This window comes from Carnobacterium sp. 17-4, assembly GCF_000195575.1.
Classification (GTDB): domain Bacteria; phylum Bacillota; class Bacilli; order Lactobacillales; family Carnobacteriaceae; genus Carnobacterium_B.
This window is the reverse complement of sequence record NC_015391.1, coordinates 1,041,687-1,065,084: the sequence shown is the minus strand read 5'-3', so window position 1 is coordinate 1,065,084 and position 23,398 is coordinate 1,041,687. Positions and strand designations below refer to the sequence as shown.

The window sequence follows — 23,398 nt, the reverse complement described above, 5'->3', positions numbered from 1 at the left end:
GTATTAGAATGGGATGTTTAATTTCAATTAATAGATTATCTTAACTAATATGCTAAAATAAAAATACAAGGAGGAGTTACTTATGGGAGAATTAGATAATAAAGATAGTGAAAAGGAAAATAATGGAAAGAACACAGATCAAGCATCTTACATTGCTTTAGGTATGTCTTATGGTCTTGCGTTTGGTGCTGCTTTAGGACTAGTATTTGATAATTTGGCTATAGGAATCGCTATAGGTATTACTCTCGGAGTTGCAGTTGGTGCAGCTATGGGCAGTCAAAAATCAAAAAATAAATCAAAATAAAAGCCACCTCATTCAAGAAGTGGCTTTTTTTATAGTTTCAGTAGCTTAGAAAATTTTTCCAACCAATTCAATTAGACTAGTCACAGTAATACATCCCCTCTTTTAAATCTACTTATATGAAATATGTTGAGGAAAACCCTCTAGACAACGTCACTTTAGGCAGACATACTAAAACATTCCAAGATATAAAACGAATTGAAATTGAATTTTTAGAGCTATGAAGATGAAGCTTTATAGGTTGAACTTTACTGAAGAATCTATTTATCGTTTAGAGCAGCTGGCTGAATTTATGTACCTAACTGAACGCCAATTCAAAACAACTCCTTCATATAGCCTTAGAAAGGGCAGTGCAGCGCGTTAGACTAAAAGCAAGGCAATCTACTTATCACATATCCAGACACTCTTACAACTCCTAATTAGCCGGAAAGAACGTGCCTTTAAAGTAAATCATAGAAAGAGTTGATCATATGGACGCAGATATTACAGATCATCTTTATACTCACGTCACTAGTTCAATGAAAACAAACGTAATTGCTAAGCTTGAAGCTAGCGGATTATAAATTTCTACTAGTTTTTTGCTAGTTTTGGAAACATCTATCCCTATAAAACAGCAAAAACCCCTGATTTCTCAGGGGTTTTAAGTACTGTATTATTTAACTGCGTCTTTAAGAGCTTTACCTGGTTTAAATGCAGGTACTTTGCTTGCAGCAATTTGGATTTCTTCCCCTGTTTGAGGGTTACGACCTTTACGTGCAGCACGATCGCGAACTTCAAAGTTACCAAAACCAATAATTTGAACTTTTTCACCTTCACTTAATGAAGTTTGAATTGATTCAAAAACAGCATCTACTGCTGAAGTTGCATCTTTTTTAGTAAGTCCTGTTGAAGTCGCAACGTTTTCGATTAATTCTGCTTTGTTAGCCATGTGTATTTCACCTCCCTCGGAAAGAAGAATTGATGCTTTATTTTTTAGCAAATAAACATCATTTAGACATTTTTGAGTGGCCCAAAAATGAATCAATGCGAAATGTAAAATTAGTATTTCTAAATGACATTTCATTTAAAAAGATATCATATAAATACTGATACTGCAATGATTTTTAGCGTTTCAGGAAATTTTCTTATGCATTTTATAAATAATGATTAAATTATTTGAAACCCCTTAAGAGTTATGTTAAAATACCAATTTAATTTTTTATTTCCTTCTTCTTACGATCAAATGAATCGGTGTTCCTTCAAAAGTAAAGGCATCACGAATGCGATTTTCTAAGAAACGAGCATAAGAGAAATGCATCATTTCGGGTTCATTCACAAACACTACAAACGTTGGCGGTTTAACGGCTACTTGAGTAGCATAATAAATACGCAATCGTTTTCCTTTATCCGTTGGAGTTGGATTCATAGCCACTGCATCTAATATGACTTCATTCAAGGTAGCTGATTGAATGCGTAAGTTTTGATTCATACTTACTCGCTCGATAATTTCAGGAAGTTTATTTAGACGTTGTTTCGTTAAAGCTGACACAAATATGATTGGTGCATAGCTTAGATACAAAAATTCACTTCTAATTTGTTCTTCAAATGCTTTCATTGTGTGGTTATCTTTTTCAAGAGTATCCCATTTATTTACAACAATGATGATTCCTTTTCCGGCTTCATGAGCATATCCAGCAACTTTTTTATCTTGCTCTCTAATACCTTCTTCAGCATTCAATACACATAAAACAACATCAGAACGTTCGATTGCTCTTAGGGCTCTTAAAACACTATATCTTTCAGTATTTTCATAAACTTTCCCTTTTTTACGCATTCCAGCAGTATCAATCATCACAAATTCAGTTCCGTCTTCGCCTACAAAAGCTGTATCGATAGCATCACGAGTCGTTCCTGCAATACTCGAAACAATCACTCGATCTTCTCCTAATATAGCATTTACAAGTGATGATTTCCCAACATTTGGTCTACCAATCAAGCTGAATTTTATAACGGAATCATCATACTCTTCTTCTTGCTCTTCTGGGAAGTGGCTGATTGCTGCATCCAACAAATCACCAATTCCTAAACCATGACTTCCTGATATTGGGAAAGGTTCCCCTAATCCTAAAGAATAAAAGTCAAAAATATCGTTACGCATTTCAGGATTATCTACTTTGTTAACAGCTAATAAGACTGGTTTGTTTGTACGATAAAGAATTTTTGCTACATTCTCATCTGCATCTGTTATGTGTTCTTTTACACTTGTGATAAAAATAATCACATCTGCTTCATCCATAGCTATTTCAGCTTGGTATTTAATCTGTTCTAAAAATGGTTCATCACCTAAATCGATCCCGCCTGTATCAATCACATTAAATTCTTTTCCTAGCCATTCTGCTGGTGCATAAATACGATCACGGGTTACTCCTGATACGTCTTCTACAATTGAGATACGCTCTCCAACAATACGATTAAAAATAGTTGATTTTCCTACGTTAGGGCGACCAACGATGGCTACAACTGGTTTTGCCATTGTTTTTGCCTCCTTTTTTATATTCTCTTGTAAGTTTATAGAAATACCTCAAAACATGCAAGCTTTTGCTTAAGGAATAAGGCAAACTCTCATAAATACTTTATTTTTTCGTTATATTTTACTTAATAAATGCAAAAAAAAGAACATGTGAACAAAAAATGCTCACATATCCTTTTTAACGGTTTAATTAATTATCATCATCTGTTGTAATATCAGACAATTGATCGCCTAAAATATCACCTAACGTAAAACCTGTATCTTCTTCAGGCAAGTCGTAATTGGTTTCTTTTTGACTTGCTTTTGGCTGATTCGGTTTCTCTTCTAATGCCTTAATACTTAAAGAAAGTCTTTGATCTGTTGGATTAACTTCTAATACTTTCACTTTAATTTCGTCGCCCTCATTTAAAACTTCATGTGGAGTTGCAATATGATTGTGCGAAATTTGCGAGATATGAACAAGTCCTTCAACTCCTGGGAAGACTTCAACAAACGCTCCAAAACTTGTTAAACGTTTAACTAGACCATCCAGAACAGACCCTACTGCTGCGCGCTCTTCAATATCATCCCATGGTCCAGGCAAAGTTTCTTTAATAGAAAGAGAAATACGGCCTTCTTCTTCATTTACAGAAAGAATCTTCACATTAACTTCTTCTCCGACTGTTAAGACATCTGCAGGATCTTTTACATGCTCATAAGCAATTTGTGAGATGTGAACAAGACCATCTACACCGCCAAGATCAATAAAAGCTCCAAAATTTGTTAGACGAGCGATTTTTCCTTTTACAATATCGCCTTCAACCAAATGATTAAGTAAGTCTTTTTTCTTTTCTTCATTTTCTGCTTCAACAACAGCCTTATGAGAAAGAATTAAGCGGTTCTCACTAGGTTCGATTTCAACAATTTTAAATTTCAACGTCTGTCCTTTATAACTAGAAAAATCTTCTACAAAATGAACATCTACCATAGAAGCAGGTACAAATCCTCTGACGCCCACATCTACAACTAAACCACCTTTTACTACTTCTTTAACAGGTGCTTCAATAATGGTACCTTCATCAAATTCTTTTTGAACTTTTTCCCAGACTTGTTTAGCATCAATACGACGCTTTGATAGCAAATAGCTACCATTTTCTTTTTCTTTAATCTCTTTGATAACAACTAAATCTACGATATCTCCAACATTTACAATATCTGTAACGTTTTCAAATGGAGCAGCTGATAATTCATTGTTCGGAATAACACCTTCAACTCCGCCACCAATGATGCCAACTATAGCTTGCTTATTATCTTGAATCGTTAAAATTTCACCTTTAACAATATCGCCAATATTAATTTCTTGAACACTATTCATTGCGTCCATCATTGATTCTTGTTCGTTGACCTCTTGGTTTTTTTCATTTTCCGTCATCTGTTTGCCCTCCTATAGCTAGCCAATTAAATACTTTCTCTCTATATTTTAACCAATTTTTCAAATTATTGCCACCATAACGATTGAAAAAATAAAAGAATCCTCAATTAGTAAGTTTGATTTGAATTAATTCTCTGATTCTTTCAACAACCTGTTCAATAGACAAGCTAGTTGTATCTAAGAGAATAGCATCTTCAGCTTGTGTAAGCGGAGAAACTTCACGATGTGAATCTTTGTAATCTCGATCCGCAATTTCTTGCTTCAATACTTCTAGTGAAGTAGGTATACCTTTACTTAAATTTTCTTTATAGCGTCTTTCTGCTCGTTCGTCAACACTAGCAATAAGAAATATTTTCACTTCTGCTGTTGGCAAAACGGCTGTACCAATATCACGACCGTCCATAACTACTCCACCGTGTGAAGCTATTTCTTGTTGCCTTTTTACTAATTCTTTTCTAACTTCGCCATGCGCTGAAACGGCTGAAACGGCATTTGTTACATCTGTTAAACGAATAGCATCGGTGACTTCCTCACCATTAATAAATACTTTTTGATTGCCTTTATTTGGTTCAAAAGAAATAACCATTTCTTTTAATAAGCGAACTAATTGTTTTTCATCTGTTACTTCGATTTTATTTTTGATTGCTTGATATGTTAGAGCACGATACATTGCTCCAGTATCGCAATAAATGTAACCTAATTCTTTCGCTAATATCTTAGCGACTGTGCTTTTTCCAGCTGATGCCGGACCGTCAATGGCAACTTGTATTGTTTTTTTCAAATTTTTTCCTACTTTCTTTTTTCATATTAAAAAGGCTAGGTTAACCCTAGCCTTCTGCCGATTATAAAAATCCAACTCTAAAGAACATTTATTTAACTTTCAAAACCATTCCTACACTAACTGAATCGCCTGCTATACCATTTAATGCTTTCAATTCATCTGTCGACATACCATGATTTACAGCAATACGATACAGATTGTCTCCTGCTTGAACAGTATAAGTATTTGTTGCTTCTTCTACCACTTCAGACTCTGGTTCTTCAACACTTTCAGGCTCTTCGATCACAGGCTGTTCTGCCACTTGTGATTCAGGCTCTTCTGGTTGTACAGCTTCACTTTCAGATGACTCTTCTTCTATACTTTCAGATGAAACTTCTGATTCGGGTTCCGACTCAGAAACCGATTCTTCTGAGCTGCTTGATTCACTACTGCTATTTTGTGTTATTGTCATTCTTTCTTCCGTTTCATTCTGGTTTTTACTACTATCGGAGTCTGCATTAGACCACCAAAGATAAGCAACACTTGGCAAGATAATAATCAATAGTAAGAAAATAAACAAAGATGTTATAACAGGGTGTACACTTTTCTTCGCTTTTTTCCTTGCTGTTCTAGAATATTTATCATCCACTAAACTATCGTCATCATCAAATTTACGATTCCATGCTTTTTCTTTTTTTGGGTTATTTTTCGAATTTTTTTTACTCATCTTTTAGTACTCCTCCTAGGCTAAACTCTGTATTATTGTATCATTTTTACATAGAATTGTCTTATTAATTTCCTATTAAAAATAATTCCTTTATAGTTTCTTCCCAACTTTTTTCATTTCGAGAACCTATTTTTTGTTTTAAATCAGATTCGCCGTAAAAATCAGCGATTTCAAGACTGCAATTATTACAGCAACGATCTGGTTTGCCTTCTAATTTTTCATCAAAATAATGCAAGAGAAAGCTTCTTTTGCAACTTGATGTTTCAGCATAATCCATCATGTAATACAATTGTTGTTGTTTGTAAACAATTCTACTTTTTACTTGCTGCTTGGCTGTTTCAATAGATAGATTGGATTTTAAATAATTTTCTATTAGTTGCTTTTGGGAAGGACTGCAACTACCTTCTGGGATCACACCTTTTTTATACCCATATTCTAACATCTCAACTGTCGGTAATGTGTATTCTTGCAAACGAAATTGAATCATACTATCTCCTTGTTCATACAGCAATAGAGCCAAGCTTGGTTCTCCATCTCTGCCGCATCTTCCGACTTCTTGCAAATACGCTTCAGGACTTCCCGGAAGATGATAGTGAATAACAAATCGAATATTACTTTTATTGATGCCCATTCCAAATGCGCTCGTCGCACAAATAATATCAATTTCATTATGAACAAATTGCTGTTGTATTTTAATTTTGTCTTCTGATTCTATATCGGAGTGGTAACTTTCTGCAATAATGGTTGTTTTTGCACGAATCATTTCAGCAATTTCATCGGCAGTTTTCTTACTAGAAAAATAAATAATTCCTGGTTTCTTCAATTTTTCAATTTGATTCATTAAGTGCTGATTCTTGTCTCGGTCACAGATAATTGTAGAAAAAGCAATGTTTGAACGGTCGACTGAATAAACAATCTCCTTTGTATTTCCATCGTCAATATGCAATGACGTTAAAATTTCTTCTCGTACACGTTTTGTAGCTGTAGCGGTCAATGCCATGGTTAACGGGAAGTTTAGTTCTTTACGAACCAATCCTAAATCTAAGTAATCAGGTCTGAAATCCAGTCCCCACTGAGAGATACAATGGGCTTCGTCAATGGCAAAAAGACCAATTGGAACTTTTTTTAAATACGCCATCACATATTCTTGGTGAAGCATCTCAGGCGAAAGAAAAATAAATTTATATTGAGATAAATGCTTTAAAACCCATTCTTTTTCCTGTGCATTCATCAAACTGTTGATAGCTGCGACTCTTTTTTCACCGTTAAGCTTTAACTGTTCTACTTGGTCTTGCATTAAAGACAATAGAGGTGAAACAATCACTACAAGACCATTCAAACAATAACCTGTTAATTGATAACAAATTGATTTTCCTGTGCCAGTTGGCAGCATAACTAAGGTGTGTCGACCTTCCAAAGCTGCTAAAACCGCTTCCTCTTGCCCATTTCTAAAAGAGGTATACCCAAAATATTCCTCTAAATTTTGTTTGATGAGCTCTCTATTATTCATCGGTACGACTCCTTTCAACTTGGATCAATCTGTACCATGAAAATGGGACCTGAGGCATATCTTTTTCTAATTCCTCATAGCTAATCTTTTCATTAGATTGAAATGCCGTAACTAAATGTTGGTAATCGCTATCCGGTATTACACTAGAAATATCGAAATCCGGAAAAATAATAGCCAATTCAATGATGTGTTCTGAAATAGTATTTGCCTTTAATTTCCTCTTAAGTGCAATATTTTCAATAGAAAGTCCTTTATCTAAATAGTTTGCGGTCAATCTTGTACTTTGGCTTAGATTACTGTAGGGATCTCTGATACATTCTTGATAAATCAAATAAAATAGAGGATAGTTTTCTTTTTTTCGAACAACTTGATCCATTACTTGAATAATAGCATTTTGAAGTAAAAAAGCCATTTCTAACGCTTCAATTTTATGCATCGAAGCTAATTGAGTAATTGTTTTCCCAAATTTTTCATATCCTGTCAATTGTGACACCACTATTTCTGCAGCAAATGAATCCAAGTTTTTTAATACATGAATCCATTCTTTTCCAAAAGATTGAGCGAGATCTTGTTTATCCAATGGATTATTTTTCAACCAATTTTTTACCCAAAGTTGGTTTTTCCATTCTTTATTAACAGGTAAATAACGCTTATTTTGGTACCGTAATTCTGAAAGAACTTGGGTCAAAAACACAATTTTTTCCCAAAATTCCTTAGTAGCTTTTCCATTTAATAATTGATTTAAATTTGTGGGGTAAAAATGTTCAGAAAAATAGACTTCTACTTCTGCCTTCCCTTGTTCAGAAAGATAAAACTCTTCATTCGCATCGTTTGCTTTGATCCAACCTTTGGCAACGAAACCTTGAATCATCTGGTTATACTGTTCTCGTTTTAGATTGGGGAAAATTGAAAAAAACTTGATCATTTGGTAAGTATGCGCTTTGAACAAAATCGAAGCAGTTCTTTTTCCTATTAGAATATGGTATAGCGTTGAAGGTTTAATTGGGTAGTCTTTAGAATATAATGAAAGACAGAAAATCTGACTGTATAACGATTGCTCCAAGACATTCACCCTCATTTCAGATACTTTAACAACCGTAACAGCAACGCTGATAGATCGTTAAATCTAATATACCAAAAATAACTAATTTTAGGGTATTCTTTTATAAATTTTAATAAATATTAATCAGGAGCGAATGCATGATTTTAGAGATAAAAAAAGAAACCGCAATAAAATTGCGATTTCTCTCATTTATTTAAAACTAATTTTTGTCATTTGGTTACGAAACAACCAATTTTTTAATTTTGCAAAGATTAAGATAAATACTGTGCTTACTATTGCTCCTTTTATTATATTAAATGGTATAACACCCATTAAAAGATACTCTCTAATAGGTCCTACACTAAAGTTTAATACTTTTAAGTATAAAGGAAGTAAGAATAAATAATTTACAAATGATAGAACAACTGTTAAAGATACAGTTCCAATCACATTTGCAAAAACAATATTTTTCATATCATGAACTTTAGTCTTCATGATTAAATAGATTGGCAATGTATACGCGACAGAAGCTATAAAACTTGCAGTATCCCCAATGGGATATCCTGCGTCACCACCCGTTTGAATGTAATGCAGTAATGAACGTATGAACGCAACCATCACGCCTCCAACCGGACCGTATAAGAACATTCCAATCAAAACAGGAATATCACTAAAGTCTACTTTAAGAAAAGTAACTCCTGGAATTATTGGAAAGCCAAATGAAATCAAAATGGTTGCAAAAGCAGCCAACATGGAGATTCCCACCATTTTTTTCGTGTTACTAGTTTGCATAAAAATCCTCCTAAAAGGATTCATCAGCGTAGGCATTACTGAGTCTATTTAAATAAAAGCAATATAAAAATGCTCGTCCAAATTATCTTCAGATAGATAATTAAACAGAGCACTTGAACAATGATGCATATTCAAATAAACTCCATCTTCTTTATTCAGACTTTACTGTCGGTACTGGAATTTAACCAGTTCAACTAAATAATGCTATTTAGCTCGTGGACTATACCACCGGTCGGGAATTTCACCCTGCCCCTGAAGACGAATCTTTATATTTTTTTTAACATTTTAATTGTATATCATAATAAAAGAAAAATCAATAGTTACTTACTTTTTATTAATGAATCAATCGATATACGGTAAATGAACAACAAAAGTAGTATGCTCATTTATAACGCTTTTTACTTCGACAAAGCCGCCATGTGCTTCTATAATATTTTTAACAATGGATAAACCGATTCCTGTTCCTGTTTTATTGCCTTTCATCACAGTACGCGATTTATCAGCTTTATAAAATCGATCGAAAACATAAGGAACATCTTCTTCAGAAATTCCTGTTCCGTTATCCCTTACTTCAATCAAAATTTCATCCATTATTTTTTCTAAATGAACCCAAATTTCTACTTTCTTATTTTCTTTATTTGACAAACTAGTATGTCTGATCGCATTATTTATCAAGTTTACAAATACTTGGTTCATTTTGTCTTCATCCATATAATAAGAGTCTAAATTAGGATCAATCGTCAATTTCATCTCAATATTATTTTTTTCAGACATAGTAGCAAATCGCGTAAATAACTTATTGAAAAAGTCGTCTAACTGTACATCCAGTTTAATCAAATTAATAAAGCCCGCTTCCATTCTAGAACTATCGAGCATTTCGTTGACCATACGGTTCATTCGAATAGATTCTTCACCGATTATCTTAGCCATTTCTTTTTTTTCTTCTTGTGTTTCAGCTACATCATCCAAAATAGCTTCACTGTATCCTTGAATCATAACTAACGGTGTTCTTAATTCATGAGATATATTGTTGATAAAATCATTTCTCATAATATCAAGTCGTTTTTCTTTAGTAATGTCCTGAATAGAAACCAATACACCACGAACACTTTCTAAATTTTCATCAAAAAGTGGGATCAACGTTATATTGTAATAATAATCATCGATATTGTTTTCGTAACTTACTTTTTCTGGAAATTTGATAACAGAATCAATTCGATATTCTAACACTTCAGGTATGATTGTTTTCATCACTTGATCTGATCGATACAAGTGTTGTAAGTATTCATCTCCAAGTGGATTAGACATCAACAATGTTTTATCTTGATTGTAATACAATACTCCAGTCGAGATGGACGTCACAATATTTTCTAATAATTCTTTTTCTTGTCTAGTTGCTGCTCCTGTTACTTCCAATGATTTACCCATCTTATTCATAGCCAGCGCTAATTGAGCTAACTCATCTTTGTAATTCGAATGCGTTTGTTTTGAGAAATCATTTTTAGCATAATCGTAAGCAATATCTCTCAATTGAGTTAAAGGATGGCCTAGTCTACGTTGGAAATAATAAAACAATAAAATTCCTATTATGATATAAAGAATCAAATTCGCAATTGACCACATCGCCATTCTACTATGGGTTTTATTTAAAAATGATAAATCTCCATAGATGTACAGTTTACCCTCTTGATTATTAAGGTTAAAATGCTTAATCTTCATGATGAAAGGTGTTTTTGATTTTCCATCAAATTTAACTTCATCTTTAACTAAAGCGTCTTTTCCACTATTTAATGCTGCGTTCACTTGAGTGGTAGCTTTAACTTTTTCTATAGCTTTTAATTGTTTATCCAAATCAATGTTTGAAGAATAAACTATAGGTTCATCTCCTTGTTGGATACTTAAAAAAAGATGTGAATTAAAAGCTCTTATTTTATCTAAATTATCTATTAAAAAATTTGGATTTTCTTCAGACATGGCTGCAATAGTATCCATTGAACTTTCAAAATCTTTTATATAATTTTCTTCAATATTTTTTTTATAAATCATTCCATATACTTGAGTTGAGGTAAAAAAACAAAAACCTATAGCTAACATGGTTACTACCCAAGTACGGGTTACTAGGCTATTTAGTCTAAACATATCCCAACCTACTTTTCAGATTCTTCTGGAAAAGAATTAAATTTATAACCAAGACCCCATACGGTCACAATCATTTTTGCGGCCGGTTCAGAATGCTTCGTTAATTTTTCTCTTAAGCGCTTAACATGAGTATCTACCGTTCTTAAATCGCCAAAAAACTCATACTTCCATACTTCACGTAAGAGTTGTTCTCTTCCAAAAATTTGATCCGGAGATTGTGCTAGATACAATAATAAATCATATTCCTTTGGAGTCAAGTTAACAGCGTTTCCATCTGCCAAGACACGATGAGATTGGTCATCTATTTCAAAATGAGGCATTTTAATTAAATCAGGATTATCTTTTTCTTTTGGTTTTCCGCTTTGGGTTCTTTTTAGAATAGCCGATACTCTTAAAACAACTTCTCTTGGACTAAATGGTTTAACAATATAATCATCTGCACCAACTTCAAATCCCTCTATACGACTAACTTCTTCCCCTTTAGCGGTCAACATCATAATCGGAGTATTTTTACTTTCTCTTATTTTCTCAGCAGCTTGAATACCATCCATTTTAGGAAGCATCAAATCTAGCAGGATTAAATCGTAATCATTTTCTAAAGCCATCTTAACAGCATCTTCTCCATTATCAGCTTCAGAAATAACATAATTTTCTCTCTCTAAATACATTTTTAATAGTCTACGAATACGATCTTCGTCATCTACTACTAATAGATGCATTGCATCATTTCCCATTATATTTCCACCTCATTATTTTCCTGTAGCACTTACCTATAGTAATTTAGTCTAATATCAGTATACACAACATTTGTTGCAATTTTCAACTAATTGACATAATTCCTTGGTGAAATACTAAAACGTTCTCAAAAAGAAGTACGTACTCTAAAAAAACTGCTTCATTTATTTGTTTATAAAAAAAGAGCTTGATTTTTTATCCAAGCTCTTTACGCATTTATTTACTTTGTTTTGTTTTCTTCTTGAGTTGCTGAATTACGCAATTGATAGATTTCAAATGTCTTTAATTCACGCCATTCGCCTGTTTGCAATCCGTCCAACGTTAATGTGCCATAAGATTCTCTTTTTAATTTTTCTACTGGATGGCCAATAGCTTGAAACATGTTTTTCACTTGTCTATTGCGACCTTCATGTATGGTTAATTCGACCATAGTAATATCTTTTGCTCGATCAGCCGAAAGGATTTTAGCTTTAGCTGGTGCCGTTTTTTTACCTTCAATAACGATCCCTTTTTCAAGCTTATTCAGTGCCTTTCTATCGACTAAACCTTTTACTTTAGCCACATACGTTTTATCTATTTGATACTTGGGATGCATCAATAATTGGGAAAGTTCTCCGTCATTTGTTAACATCAATGCTCCTGTTGTGTCATAGTCTAATCGGCCTACCGGGTAAATTCGTTGCTCTATATTAGTAAATAAATCCGTTACTACAGGTCGTCCCTTATCATCTGAAACGGCTGTAATCATATTTCTAGGTTTATTTAATAAAAAATAGACCGGTTCTTCTCTATAAATTGGAACTCCATCTACTTCTACTACATCAGAATTCCCAATTTGAATTCCCATTTCTTTAACAACTTTTCCATTTACTTTAACATGTCCCTTAGAAATAAGTTCCTCTGATTTACGACGCGAGGCAACCCCCGCATGAGCTAAAACTTTTTGCAATCTTTCCATAATTTCTCCTTCGTACAACTCTATTTTTTATTCTTATTCAAACTGCTGGTTAAAACGTTCAAAAAATAAATCTGATTCTTTTTCGCTAGCTTCAGTTTCTAATTCAGTTATCTTAGGTAATTCATTTAAATCTTTAAGACCAAAGTAATCCATAAAATAGTCCGAAGTCCCATATAAAATAGCTCTTCCAGGACCTTCTGCTCGTCCTTTTGGTTCAATCAATCCTCTAAGAGTGAGTTTTTGTAGTGCTCCGCTTGTTTGTACTCCTCGTATCTCATCAATCTCCATACGAGTCAAAGGCTGCTTATAGGCTATAATAGCAAGTGTTTCTAATGCTGCCTGTGAAAGGTTAGTGGTTAAAGGTGAGATAGCATATTTTTTTATGACATCTGCATACTCTTTTTTAGTCGCTAGTTGATACTGATTTCCTACTTCAAGCAACATCAGCCCTCTGGCAGTCATCGTTTCATACTCTTTTTGAAGTCGCATTAAAAATTGATACGCTTGTTGAGTTGAACACTCTAAAAGACTCGAAATTTCCTCTAGTGTCATCCCTTCATCTCCAGCTACAAAGAGCAGTGCTTCAATTGCTGCTAATTCATCCATACTACTCATCACCTATTTCTTCTGTTTCTGATGGATAGACAATAATATCTCCATAGGTTATTTCTTGTTGAATGTAAATATCTTTCTCCTTAATGAGTTCAAGTAAAGCCATAAAGGTCGTTACCATTTCATTTTTTGTTGGCTCTTCAAAAAAACCTGCAAACAAAACTCCTTGATTGGCTTTTACATTTCTTAGTTTCCCCATGATAAAATCCATTTTTTCATTAATAGAAGTCTCTTCAGCTTTAATTTTTGTTTGTAAAGGAACCTTTTTCATTTTCTTATTAAACATTTCTTGAAAAGCAGCTACTAAATCAAATGTACTGATTTGAAGAGGTTCAAGAGGAACTTTTTCTTGTAACAGCTCTAAATTAGCTGGCTCCTTAGAAAAATACTGACTTCGTTCTTCTTCTTTTACTTTTAGTAAAGCGGCAGCTGATTTAAATTTTTTGTATTCTAACAATTGTTCTACTAAGGCATCTCGGGGATCTTCGCCAGAATCATAAAAACCTTCATCTTCTTGATCTGCATCGATCTCCTGTTTAGGCAATAGAAGTTTGCTTTTAATGGCCATTAACGTAGCAGCCATAACTAAATAATCGCCTGCAACATCTAGTTGCAATACTTTCATTGCTCGAATGTAATTTAAATATTGTGACGTTACATCAGCAATTGGGATATCGTAAATATCGATTTCTAAATGTTTAATTAAGTGTAGCAATAAGTCTAACGGCCCTTCAAATGCATCAATCTTTATAGTTATATCAGATGACATCTAACCCTCGCCTTTTTCATCAGTTACTAAGATCTGCTGTTGGTTTTGTTTACTTTTTTCTTGTTCCCACTTAGCAACCAAAGCGGACGTTTCTAATGTTCCCATTATTTTTTTTTGTGGAAAACGACGTTCTAAAGCTTCTAACATTTTATAACTAATGCCTTCATTTCTAAATGAAGGATTGATTGAAATATGCCTTAACAGTATCATGTCATTCCCAATTTCTACGCCTATTACACCTATGATATCCTGAGTGTCCTCACTTTTCCATAAATAAAGTTTACGATCTTCTTTACTTTGATACCAATCCATTTCATCTTGCAAACGTGAAACGTCTTTTAAATCTGGAACGAATGAGAGTAATCCCATTGAAATTTTTTCATAGTCATTTTTGTAATCGAGTAACATAATTTCCTCCTAGCGCTTTAAGCTTGCAGTACTACCGATTAGTGCCTATCTATTGATACAGAGAGCAATCTAATCTCATTAAGTCTGCATAACTTTCTCGCTTAATAGCCAAAAAATCTTTTCCATTTTCAACAAAAACTACTGGTGGTCTTGGAATGCGGTTGTAATTGCTTGCCATTGCATAACCATAAGCACCAGTACTAAATACAGCTAAAATGTCAGTGGCATCTGCTTTTGGCAGTGGCAAATCCCAAATTAACATATCTCCAGACTCACAACATTTCCCAGCTATAGAGTAAGTTTCTTCTACTGCATCTGCTACACGATTAGCCAAAACTCCTGTATATTTCGCATCGTATAAGGCTGGTCTGATGTTATCCGTCATACCGCCATCAATGGCTAAATAGTTTCGAACATCCGGTATCAATTTTTGCGAACCGACTTGATATAAAGTGATCCCTGCATCTCCTACTAGACTACGACCTGGTTCAATCCAGATTTCAGGCATTGGCAATTGTATTTTTTCTGAAACAGACTGAACTTCATCAATTAAGTTATTTACATAGTCTTCAATTGGCAACGGCTCATCTTCAGAAGTATATCTAATACCAAAACCTCCACCAACGTTTAAAACGCGCAATTGAAAATCAAACAATACTTGCCATTCTTTTGACTGTATCATTAGTTTATCAATCGCTAGACTAAAACCGTCTGTTTCAAAAATCTGTGAACCAATATGACAATGCAAACCCATTACATCAATATAAGGCATTTCCAAAGACATTTCTAAGGCTTGCTGTGCTTGGCCATTTTCTAGATCAAACCCAAATTTAGAATCGGTCTGTCCAGTAGTGATGTATTCATGAGTATGAGCTTCAACTCCAGGAGTTACCCTTAATAGAACAGACACTTTTTGTTGGCGTTGTTTAGTATATTCATTCAATTTACTTAATTCATAAAAATTATCGACAACAAAGCAACCAATGTCATAATCCAAAGCTGCAATAATTTCTGAATCTGATTTATTGTTCCCATGAAAATGGATCTTTTTATTTGGGTATTCTGCTTGGATAGCTGTAAATAACTCTCCACCAGAAACAACATCTAATGACATTTCTTCTTTTGCCATTAACTGATAGACTGCCAAACAAGAAAATGCTTTACTGGCATAAGCAACTTGAGCTTTGATGTTACGATCTTGAAAAGCCTTTTTGAATGTACGTGCTTTGTATTTTATTTGAGAAATATCGTATACGTAGACTGGTGTTCCATATTTTTCAACCAATGAAACTGTATCTACGCCGCCAATTTCTAAATGATTAGCTTCATTCATTCTCATTGTGCCCGTTAGTAATCTTTCATCCATTAATCGACTATCCTCATTTCAATTTCTCTTGTTTTTTGCTTTACTTACTTTAACACAAAAAAAAGCATTTCTCAATGCAGGCCTATACCTTTAATAAACCTATAATGTCACATTTTTTAAACTTGATCCAGAGATGAACAAAAGAGAAACTGATTAAGTTACGGCTAATAAACCATAGCTTTTCACAGTTTCTCTTTGTATTGTCTGATTACATTTCTGAAAGGATATTTTTTACAAATGCTTTAAACGTATGTTTAACACGTTGAGTAGTTTCAACAACTTCTTCATGATTTAATTGAGCTTGCATACCTGCTGCTAAATTAGTGATACATGAAATACCGATTACTCTCATATCAGCATGTTTTGCTACTATGACTTCAGGAACGGTTGACATCCCTACTGCATCTGCTCCGAAAAGACGAACCATTTTTATCTCTGCAGGTGTTTCGTAAGTAGGTCCAGAAAACCCGATATAAACGCCTTCTTTCAGGTCGATATTCATGTCTTTCGCTACAGAACGGACAGTTTCTTGATACGCTAAATCGTAAGCATGGCTCATATCCGTAAAGCGTGGCCCCATAGAGGCATCATTTGGTCCAATCAAAGGATTTACACCTGTATAGTTAATTTGATCTGTAATCATCATCAATTCCCCCGGTGTGAAGTCAGCGTTGACTCCACCAGCAGCATTTGTAACGATTAGTGAATGAATACCTAAGGCTTTCATTACACGGATTGGAAAAGTTACTTCTTCTAAAGAGTAGCCTTCATAAAAATGAAAACGACCTTGCATAGCTAGTACTTTTTTACCACCAAGAGTTCCATATACTAATTGTCCAGCATGACCTTCTACAGTTGAAACAGGAAAATGAGGAATTTCACTGTAAGAAATTGCAATTGCATTTTCAACTTCGTCGCCCAACTCACCTAATCCTGATCCTAAAATTAAGCCAATTTCGATATTTTGAACGCCTTTTTCTAGGATGTAATTTTTTGCTTCATTTATTTTATTTAAAATTGCGGTAGTCATAACCGTCCTCCAATAATTCTTTTTTTATTTTAATTCCTTTAAGAAACTTTTCCCAAAACCAGTATCTTGAACATGGAAGTTCTCTGCAATAGTTGCTCCAATATCAGCAAAGTGTCCTTGAGGAATTTCGCCATGCCCTTTCATAGATGGGGAATACGCTAGTAAAGGAACATATTCTCTTGTATGGTCTGTTCCAGGAGCTGTCGGATCATTTCCGTGGTCAGCTGTAATCAACAATAAATCGTCTTCTTTTAATTTTCCAACAATTTCATCAATTCGATCATCAAATTCATCTATCGCTTGACCATAGCCTGCAACATCGCGACGATGCCCAAACTTGGCATCAAAATCAACAAGATTTAAGAAGCTAAGGCCTTCAAAATCTTTGTCCATAACGGTCAATAATTTGTCTACACCATCCATATTGTCTTCCGTACGTACAGAATCCGTAATACCTTTTCCATTATAAATGTCATTGATTTTACCAATTGCGATTACTTCTTTTCCAGCTTCGCTTAAATGATTTAAGACGGTTTTGCCAAAAGGATCTAACGCATAGTCATGACGTCCGCTTGTTCTTGAGAAATTACCCGGTTCCCCAATGTATGGGCGAGCAATAATTCTACCAATCATGTAAGGATCCTCTTTTGTAATATCTCTTACAAATTGACATATACGGTATAACTCTTCTAAGGGAATAACCTCTTCATGAGCTGCAATTTGTAGCACAGGGTCTGCTGAAGTATAGATAATCAAATCTCCTGTTTCTAATTGGTGCTGTCCATATTCATCAAGGATAGCTGTCCCACTTGCTGGCTTGTTCCCAACAATTTTACGACCTGAAAAATCTTCAATTTTTTTTAATAAATCATCTGGAAAACCTTCCGGAAAAACACGAAATGGAGTTTGAATATTCAGCCCCATAATTTCCCAATGTCCAGTCATAGTATCTTTACCTACTGACACTTCTTCTAATTTAGTATAATACCCTAAACTATCTGCAACACTGCGAACACCTTTCAACTGTTTAATGTTTCCAAGTCCTAATTGTTCTAGATGAGGTATTGTCAGGCCAGCTTCTTGCGCAATGTGACCTAAAGTATCGCTTCCTAAATCATTAAATTTATCAGCATCAGGTGCTTCACCAATACCAACTGAATCCATAACGATTAAATGCACTCTTTTGTATGACATTCGATCTTCATCCTCCTAATAATAGGTTTCTACATTCTCATTATAGTAAAAAGTACACAATAAAGCGAGCAAAATTCTGAATACTTTATTTTTCAAGCTCTGGGATGATAGGTTTTGTAAACGCTTGACATCCTTTTTTTAGTAATATGAGTATATATTTGAGTTGTGGAGATATCTGAATGACCTAACAACTCTTGCACCACTCTTAAATCAGCTCCATTTTCTAATAAATGTGTCGCAAACGAATGACGCAACGTATGAGGTGTCACTTCTTTTTCTATTCCAGCTTTTTTTACGATTATTTTCAAGTTTTTCCATACACCTTGTCTGGTCAATTTACGTCCATGATGATTTAGGAATAAGTGCGGTGAGCGCTGACCATCTTTTTCTAATTTTGTCCGGCTGTATCGTAAATATTTTTCAATCCATGTGATTGCTAGATCACCTAAAGGAATGATTCGCTCTTTATCTCCCTTACCAATTGTTTGAATTAATCCAAGTGATAAATGCAGATCATCTAATTTCAATTCTGTTAATTCAGAAACGCGCAAACCGGTTGCATACATTACTTCAAGCATTGCCCGATCTCTTAATCCTAGCGTCTCTCCTGTATTCGGAGTTTCTATTAAGCGATCTACTTCTTTGATCGACAATACTTTTGGTAATTTTTGTGCTTTCTTTGGTGTGTCGATATGTAGCATCGGATCACTTTGAGATATTTGTTCCTGTTTTAAAAACTGATGAAATTGTCTTAGGCAAGAAATCATTCGAATGATAGTACCTGCTGATTTTTCTTTCTCCTTTAAATCCTGCAAAAATGACAACACAGTGTACCGATCAATCTGGTCCCATTTGGTTACCTTGATTTGCTCAATAAAAACTAAGTATTGCCGGATATCTCTTTTATAGCTTTCAATTGTATTTTTTGAAAGACCTCGTTCGATTGTAAGAAAGCGTATATATTCTTCTACATCTTCATTCAATTTCTTCACCTCTATCACATTAAAAATACTACATTGAGTGAAATGCAAAAAGAAGGCAAGAACACTTTGTGAACTGCCTTCTTTAGATTATTCATTATCTAATTCTATTTGATCTTCTTCATCTTCTACTTTAGTTACAGGTGCAACAAGTTTTGTTTCGCCATCTTCTTGTACAATCAAACGTTGTTTCATTAAATTGCCAATAGCACGCTTAAACTGACCTTTACTGATTCCAAATCGATCAGAAATATCTTCTGGTGAACTTTTATCGGTATAAGGGAAGCTGCCTGTTTTTGTTCTTTCTAATATGGCCATCAACATTGCAGCATCGTCTCCGATAGCTTCATAGGCACGCGGCATTAAGGATACGTTTATAACGCCATCTGGTCTAACCCCAATGACACGCCCAGATACAACTTCTCCTAAACGAGGTTCGTCTTTACGTTCTGAAGGATGGATAAATCCAATTTGATTATCTTCTGTCAAAATAAATGTTCCAATCATTTTCAAACGATAAGCTGTTCCTTTAATATTTTGATTGATTAGTTCTTCTGTTCCTTTTTTTGCTAGTGATTGATATACTTCATCACTTGCTAGTTCTCCCCACATACGGTCTTTGTCATCTACTCTTATTGTTATCAGCAAACGGTCGCCTTTTTTAGGCCACAGTTGTTTAATGGTAGGCAACTCGTCAAGTGAAACAACTAATTCTTTATCTGGTAAACCTACATCTACAAATACACCTAAATCTTTACGTGTGTCTATAACCGTTCCCCATGCGTAATGTCCAACTTGAGCTTTAGGTATATCTTGAGTCAACATAAAGTCTTTATCCATTGAAATATAAGCAAAGCCTTCTACGGTATCTCCAAGCTTATATTCCATTCCTTCTGCTTTGTCTAATTTATAGGTTACTCCATCTTTTTGTACAAAAAACGCGTCCTCGTTTACATCTGTAACAAGTCCTGTAATAACTTTTCCTAATGATTGATTCATATTTTTTCCTCCATAAGTTTCAAAATAATCTTTGCATTTTTGTTCTATTGATCCATCTATTTCATTTTATAGGAAAAAGAAGTAGATGGAAAGCAAGGAACAATTTATCCAAAGCAAGTTTACCATATTTTTTTTATGTAAACTAAATAATAAATTACTCAAAAAAAACTCCCTATCGGATCTAAAATCAATCCTCAAGAGAGTTTTGTTTAGTTAATTGTGATTAGATTGCTGTTGTAGCTCCACGGTAAACAATTCCGCGACGTGAGTCAACAGTAATTAATTCATCATTTTTAATAAGTGTTGTTGCATTTTCAACATTCACAATTACAGGAATGCTCATTGCAATAGCAATAACAGCTGCATGACTAGTCAAACCGCCTTGTTCTACTACTAAAGCTGATGATTTTTCAATTGCTGGCAAGTAGTCTTTATCTGTTGTTTTAACAACTAAAATTCCACCCTCAACAGCATTTTTATTTGCTTCGTCAGCACTTGTTGCAACAGTTGCTTTACCAATAACAGCATCTGATCCAACACCTTGACCACTAGCTAATTTAGTTCCAATTAATTGGATCTTCATTAAGTTAGTTGTTCCACGTTCTCCAACTGGTACACCAGCAGTAATGATAATTAAATCTCCTGCAGAAGCAAATCCAGTTTCTTGAGCGATTTTAGTAGCTAGATTAAACATATCATCAGTTGAACCAGGTTTTTCAGAAACTACTGGAGAAACACCCCATGTTAATGCTAAACCACGCATTTGACGTTCTGTAAACGTAACAGCAACAATGTTAGCTTTTGGACGATATTTTGCAATCATGCGTGCAGTATGTCCAGATTCAGTTGCTGCAACAATTGTTTGAATGTTCAAGTTACGAGCAGTATGTCCTACTGATTGACCAATAGCTTCAGTCATATCTGTTTGGCTGTAAGCTTTTAATGCAAATGCATCTTGGTTTACTAATGCTTCTTCTGTACGAATAGCAATACGTGCCATAGTTTGTACAGCTTCAATCGGGTAATCCCCAGCAGCGGTTTCTCCAGAAAGCATGATAGCATCTGTACCATCAAAAATAGCATTTGCAACGTCACTTGCTTCCGCACGAGTTGGACGTGGGTTTTGTTGCATTGAGTCTAACATTTGTGTAGCTGTGATAACTGGTTTACCAGCTTGATTACATTTTTGGATAAGTGCTTTTTGAACGATAGGAACTTCTTCTGTTGGAATTTCAACTCCTAAGTCTCCACGTGCAACCATTAATCCATTTGAAACTTTCAAGATTTCGTCAATGTTATCTACGCCTTCTTGGTTTTCAATTTTAGGAATAATTTGAACGTGTGTCATGTTTTCTTCTTCAAGAATTTGTGTGATTTCTAAAACATCACTTGCACGACGTACGAAACTTGCAGCAATATAGTCAATATCATTTTCTAAACCAAAACGAATATCAGCAGCATCTTTATCAGTGATACCTGGTAAGTTAACAGATACGCCTGGTACGTTAACACCTTTTTTATTTTTCAATGTTCCTGGGTTTTTAACTAAAACAACAATTTCACCATTTGCATGGTCTAAGTCTGTTACTTCAAGATCCACTAAACCATCATCTAATAAGATGTGAGTTCCAGGGTTTACATCATTGATCAATTCAGGGTAACTGATTGAGAATTTTTCTTTTGTTCCTTCAACTTCTGTCATTGAGATACGAACAACGTCTCCTGCTTCAAATTCCACACGACCATCTTTCATGTTATGCGTACGCATTTCAGGACCTTTTGTATCTAATAGAATTCCTACCATTTTGCCAGTACGTTTTGATGCTTCGCGAATGTTTTTGATACGTGCACCATGCTCTTCAAAATCACCATGTGAAAAGTTTAAGCGGGCTACATTCATACCTGCATCTATCATTTGAACCAGTTGTTCAACTGTTTCACTTGCTGGACCAATCGTACATACAATCTTCGTTTTTTTCATTCTATTATCTCTCCCAACAGCAATTTTTTATTACAATTTTTTTAAAGTTTGTAATTCGTTTAATAAGATATTTCTTGATTTAATTTGTATAAGCTGACATCAGGCATATGTTTTTTTGTTTTCAAGGTTTCAACAATATCATTTTCAACAATTTTATTGTTTACGATTCCTATGCATAATCCGCCTTTACCAACTTTTAATAGATCAACAGCTCTCGCACCAAAAACACTTGATAATACTCGGTCACGAGCAGTTGGAGAACCTCCACGCTGAACATGCCCTAGAACAGTAACACGAGCTTGATAATCTCCAAATTTTGACAATTCATCCGCAAAGTCGTTTCCGTTCATTACGCCTTCAGCCAAAATAATGATACTGTGTTTTTTACCGCGTTCACGGCCTTTTTGAATCGTGCTTGCAATTTCTTCCATATTAAATTCTGTTTCAGGAATAATAATTTGTTCTGCTCCACCTGCTACACCAGTCCATAATGCGATATCTCCTGCATTACGTCCCATAACTTCAATAATAAAAGTACGCACGTGACTTGTTGCAGTATCACGGATTTTATCAACCGAATCTAATACAGTATTAATAGCCGTATCAAATCCAATACAGAAATCAGTACCTGGTATATCGTTATCGATCGTACCTGGTAAAGCTACAGTTGGATAACCGTGTCTAGTTAACGCAGCAGCACCCATATAAGAACCGTCTCCGCCAATAACTACTAAACCTTCAATCCCAAATTTATTTAGTTGTTCAATACCTTTTAATTGACCTTCTTCAGTAGCAAATTCAGGATAACGAGCAGAATAGAGAAAAGTTCCACCTCTCGAAATCTTATCACCTACATCTCTACGAGTTAATTTACGTATATCACCAGCCACCAAACCAGCATAGCCATAGTTAATACCATATACTTCCATACCTTCATAAAGACCTTTACGCACAACAGCTCGAATAGCTGCATTCATTCCTGGAGCATCTCCACCACTTGTCAAAACAGCAATACGTTTCATATTGACTTCACCTCATAAAATAGATTAAAGTAAACAGCTCTTCTAAACAACTCATAACTAGTTATCATCTAAAAAATCTTTTTACTTCTTACACTTATATATTCTAGCACAAATCATTCTTGCTTCAAACTTACAAACATAAGCTCAACTGCT

Annotated in this window: 23 protein-coding genes and 1 riboswitch; of the genes, 2 read left to right on the top strand and 21 right to left on the bottom strand. The window is 34.5% G+C overall.

What is annotated here, in order from left to right; genetic code table 11:
* Window positions 1-82: 82 nt before the first annotated feature.
* Entirely contained in the window at window positions 83-304 is a 222-nt protein-coding gene (locus CAR_RS05195; protein WP_013710666.1) for a glycine zipper family protein, read from the top strand.
* A gap of 223 nt (window positions 305-527) precedes the next feature.
* Window positions 528-665, top strand: a complete 138-nt coding sequence (locus CAR_RS13150) for a hypothetical protein (RefSeq protein ID WP_158305243.1) — start codon at window positions 528-530, stop codon at window positions 663-665.
* A 288-nt stretch (window positions 666-953) separates the two neighbouring features.
* On the opposite strand, the gene CAR_RS05190 is transcribed toward CAR_RS13150, so the two are convergent.
* The 21 genes from CAR_RS05190 to pfkA all read right to left on the bottom strand — a co-directional run bounded on the left by CAR_RS05190 (window position 954) and on the right by pfkA (window position 23,245).
* Complete coding sequence (locus CAR_RS05190) at window positions 954-1,229, bottom strand: HU family DNA-binding protein (protein WP_013710665.1); 276 nt, start codon at window positions 1,227-1,229, stop codon at window positions 954-956.
* 270 nt (window positions 1,230-1,499) lie between these two features.
* Complete coding sequence (gene der, locus CAR_RS05185; RefSeq protein ID WP_013710664.1) at window positions 1,500-2,813, bottom strand: ribosome biogenesis GTPase Der; 1,314 nt, start codon at window positions 2,811-2,813, stop codon at window positions 1,500-1,502.
* A gap of 187 nt (window positions 2,814-3,000) precedes the next feature.
* Window positions 3,001-4,221 carry a 30S ribosomal protein S1 gene (gene rpsA / locus CAR_RS05180; RefSeq protein WP_013710663.1) on the bottom strand — a complete coding sequence of 407 codons (1,221 nt, stop codon included), beginning with the start codon at window positions 4,219-4,221 and terminating at the stop codon, window positions 3,001-3,003.
* Between the two features lie 103 nt (window positions 4,222-4,324).
* On the bottom strand, window positions 4,325-5,002 hold the full coding sequence (gene cmk, locus CAR_RS05175; RefSeq protein WP_013710662.1) for a (d)CMP kinase: 678 nt from the start codon (window positions 5,000-5,002) through the stop codon (window positions 4,325-4,327).
* A gap of 88 nt (window positions 5,003-5,090) precedes the next feature.
* Entirely contained in the window at window positions 5,091-5,708 is a 618-nt protein-coding gene (locus tag CAR_RS05170; protein ID WP_013710661.1) for a LysM peptidoglycan-binding domain-containing protein, read from the bottom strand.
* Window positions 5,709-5,772: 64 nt separating this feature from the next.
* Window positions 5,773-7,218 carry a RecQ family ATP-dependent DNA helicase gene (locus CAR_RS05165; protein WP_041556255.1) on the bottom strand — a complete coding sequence of 482 codons (1,446 nt, stop codon included), beginning with the start codon at window positions 7,216-7,218 and terminating at the stop codon, window positions 5,773-5,775.
* Complete coding sequence (locus CAR_RS05160) at window positions 7,211-8,281, bottom strand: helix-turn-helix domain-containing protein (RefSeq protein WP_041556253.1); 1,071 nt, start codon at window positions 8,279-8,281, stop codon at window positions 7,211-7,213. The genes CAR_RS05165 and CAR_RS05160 overlap by 8 nt, the downstream gene beginning before the upstream one ends.
* A 189-nt stretch (window positions 8,282-8,470) precedes the next feature.
* Entirely contained in the window at window positions 8,471-9,052 is a 582-nt protein-coding gene (locus tag CAR_RS05155) for an ECF transporter S component (protein ID WP_013710658.1), read from the bottom strand.
* 140 nt (window positions 9,053-9,192) lie between these two features.
* Window positions 9,193-9,316: riboswitch (FMN riboswitch) on the bottom strand.
* A gap of 78 nt (window positions 9,317-9,394) precedes the next feature.
* The gene (locus CAR_RS05150) at window positions 9,395-11,191 is read right to left on the bottom strand and encodes a sensor histidine kinase (RefSeq protein WP_041556251.1); all 1,797 of its coding nucleotides are present in this window, start codon (window positions 11,189-11,191) and stop codon (window positions 9,395-9,397) included.
* 8 nt (window positions 11,192-11,199) lie between these two features.
* Complete coding sequence (locus CAR_RS05145) at window positions 11,200-11,925, bottom strand: response regulator transcription factor (RefSeq protein WP_013710656.1); 726 nt, start codon at window positions 11,923-11,925, stop codon at window positions 11,200-11,202.
* Window positions 11,926-12,146: 221 nt separating this feature from the next.
* On the bottom strand, window positions 12,147-12,884 hold the full coding sequence (locus CAR_RS05140) for a pseudouridine synthase (protein WP_041556249.1): 738 nt from the start codon (window positions 12,882-12,884) through the stop codon (window positions 12,147-12,149).
* A gap of 33 nt (window positions 12,885-12,917) precedes the next feature.
* The gene (gene scpB / locus CAR_RS05135) at window positions 12,918-13,490 is read right to left on the bottom strand and encodes an SMC-Scp complex subunit ScpB (protein WP_013710654.1); all 573 of its coding nucleotides are present in this window, start codon (window positions 13,488-13,490) and stop codon (window positions 12,918-12,920) included.
* 1 nt (window position 13,491) lies between these two features.
* Window positions 13,492-14,265, bottom strand: a complete 774-nt coding sequence (locus tag CAR_RS05130) for a segregation/condensation protein A (protein WP_013710653.1) — start codon at window positions 14,263-14,265, stop codon at window positions 13,492-13,494.
* A complete protein-coding gene (locus CAR_RS05125) occupies window positions 14,266-14,673 on the bottom strand; it encodes a GNAT family N-acetyltransferase (RefSeq protein WP_013710652.1) in 408 nt (135 codons plus the stop codon).
* 49 nt (window positions 14,674-14,722) lie between these two features.
* The gene (gene lysA / locus CAR_RS05120; protein WP_013710651.1) at window positions 14,723-16,039 is read right to left on the bottom strand and encodes a diaminopimelate decarboxylase; all 1,317 of its coding nucleotides are present in this window, start codon (window positions 16,037-16,039) and stop codon (window positions 14,723-14,725) included.
* 208 nt (window positions 16,040-16,247) lie between these two features.
* Window positions 16,248-17,069 carry a purine-nucleoside phosphorylase gene (locus tag CAR_RS05115; RefSeq protein WP_013710650.1) on the bottom strand — a complete coding sequence of 274 codons (822 nt, stop codon included), beginning with the start codon at window positions 17,067-17,069 and terminating at the stop codon, window positions 16,248-16,250.
* Window positions 17,070-17,093: 24 nt separating this feature from the next.
* Window positions 17,094-18,263 carry a phosphopentomutase gene (gene deoB / locus CAR_RS05110; RefSeq protein WP_041556247.1) on the bottom strand — a complete coding sequence of 390 codons (1,170 nt, stop codon included), beginning with the start codon at window positions 18,261-18,263 and terminating at the stop codon, window positions 17,094-17,096.
* Between the two features lie 92 nt (window positions 18,264-18,355).
* Entirely contained in the window at window positions 18,356-19,246 is an 891-nt protein-coding gene (gene xerD / locus CAR_RS05105; RefSeq protein WP_041556245.1) for a site-specific tyrosine recombinase XerD, read from the bottom strand.
* A gap of 87 nt (window positions 19,247-19,333) precedes the next feature.
* Window positions 19,334-20,242 (bottom strand): CvfB family protein, encoded by a 909-nt coding sequence (locus tag CAR_RS05100; protein ID WP_013710647.1) that lies wholly within the window; start codon window positions 20,240-20,242, stop codon window positions 19,334-19,336.
* A gap of 223 nt (window positions 20,243-20,465) precedes the next feature.
* Window positions 20,466-22,223 (bottom strand): pyruvate kinase, encoded by a 1,758-nt coding sequence (gene pyk, locus CAR_RS05095; protein ID WP_013710646.1) that lies wholly within the window; start codon window positions 22,221-22,223, stop codon window positions 20,466-20,468.
* Window positions 22,224-22,282: 59 nt separating this feature from the next.
* The gene (gene pfkA / locus CAR_RS05090) at window positions 22,283-23,245 is read right to left on the bottom strand and encodes a 6-phosphofructokinase (protein WP_013710645.1); all 963 of its coding nucleotides are present in this window, start codon (window positions 23,243-23,245) and stop codon (window positions 22,283-22,285) included.
* Window positions 23,246-23,398: the final 153 nt, after the last annotated feature.

What these genes read in the sequence shown, in the direction of transcription:
- CAR_RS05195 (WP_013710666.1), top strand. Translation starts at nt 83, where the DNA reads ATGGGAGAATTAGATAATAAAGATAGTGAAAAGGAAAATAATGGAAAG.
- CAR_RS13150 (WP_158305243.1), top strand. Translation starts at nt 528, where the DNA reads ATGAAGCTTTATAGGTTGAACTTTACTGAAGAATCTATTTATCGTTTA.
- CAR_RS05190 (WP_013710665.1), bottom strand. Translation starts at nt 1,229, where the DNA reads ATGGCTAACAAAGCAGAATTAATCGAAAACGTTGCGACTTCAACAGGA.
- der (WP_013710664.1), bottom strand. Translation starts at nt 2,813, where the DNA reads ATGGCAAAACCAGTTGTAGCCATCGTTGGTCGCCCTAACGTAGGAAAA.
- rpsA (WP_013710663.1), bottom strand. Translation starts at nt 4,221, where the DNA reads ATGACGGAAAATGAAAAAAACCAAGAGGTCAACGAACAAGAATCAATG.
- CAR_RS05170 (WP_013710661.1), bottom strand. Translation starts at nt 5,708, where the DNA reads ATGAGTAAAAAAAATTCGAAAAATAACCCAAAAAAAGAAAAAGCATGG.
- CAR_RS05165 (WP_041556255.1), bottom strand. Translation starts at nt 7,218, where the DNA reads ATGAATAATAGAGAGCTCATCAAACAAAATTTAGAGGAATATTTTGGG.
- CAR_RS05155 (WP_013710658.1), bottom strand. Translation starts at nt 9,052, where the DNA reads ATGCAAACTAGTAACACGAAAAAAATGGTGGGAATCTCCATGTTGGCT.
- CAR_RS05150 (WP_041556251.1), bottom strand. Translation starts at nt 11,191, where the DNA reads ATGTTTAGACTAAATAGCCTAGTAACCCGTACTTGGGTAGTAACCATG.
- CAR_RS05145 (WP_013710656.1), bottom strand. Translation starts at nt 11,925, where the DNA reads ATGGGAAATGATGCAATGCATCTATTAGTAGTAGATGACGAAGATCGT.
- CAR_RS05140 (WP_041556249.1), bottom strand. Translation starts at nt 12,884, where the DNA reads ATGGAAAGATTGCAAAAAGTTTTAGCTCATGCGGGGGTTGCCTCGCGT.
- scpB (WP_013710654.1), bottom strand. Translation starts at nt 13,490, where the DNA reads ATGGATGAATTAGCAGCAATTGAAGCACTGCTCTTTGTAGCTGGAGAT.
- CAR_RS05130 (WP_013710653.1), bottom strand. Translation starts at nt 14,265, where the DNA reads ATGTCATCTGATATAACTATAAAGATTGATGCATTTGAAGGGCCGTTA.
- CAR_RS05125 (WP_013710652.1), bottom strand. Translation starts at nt 14,673, where the DNA reads ATGTTACTCGATTACAAAAATGACTATGAAAAAATTTCAATGGGATTA.
- lysA (WP_013710651.1), bottom strand. Translation starts at nt 16,039, where the DNA reads ATGGATGAAAGATTACTAACGGGCACAATGAGAATGAATGAAGCTAAT.
- CAR_RS05115 (WP_013710650.1), bottom strand. Translation starts at nt 17,069, where the DNA reads ATGACTACCGCAATTTTAAATAAAATAAATGAAGCAAAAAATTACATC.
- deoB (WP_041556247.1), bottom strand. Translation starts at nt 18,263, where the DNA reads ATGTCATACAAAAGAGTGCATTTAATCGTTATGGATTCAGTTGGTATT.
- CAR_RS05100 (WP_013710647.1), bottom strand. Translation starts at nt 20,242, where the DNA reads ATGAATCAATCATTAGGAAAAGTTATTACAGGACTTGTTACAGATGTA.
- pyk (WP_013710646.1), bottom strand. Translation starts at nt 22,223, where the DNA reads ATGAAAAAAACGAAGATTGTATGTACGATTGGTCCAGCAAGTGAAACA.
- pfkA (WP_013710645.1), bottom strand. Translation starts at nt 23,245, where the DNA reads ATGAAACGTATTGCTGTTTTGACAAGTGGTGGAGATGCTCCAGGAATG.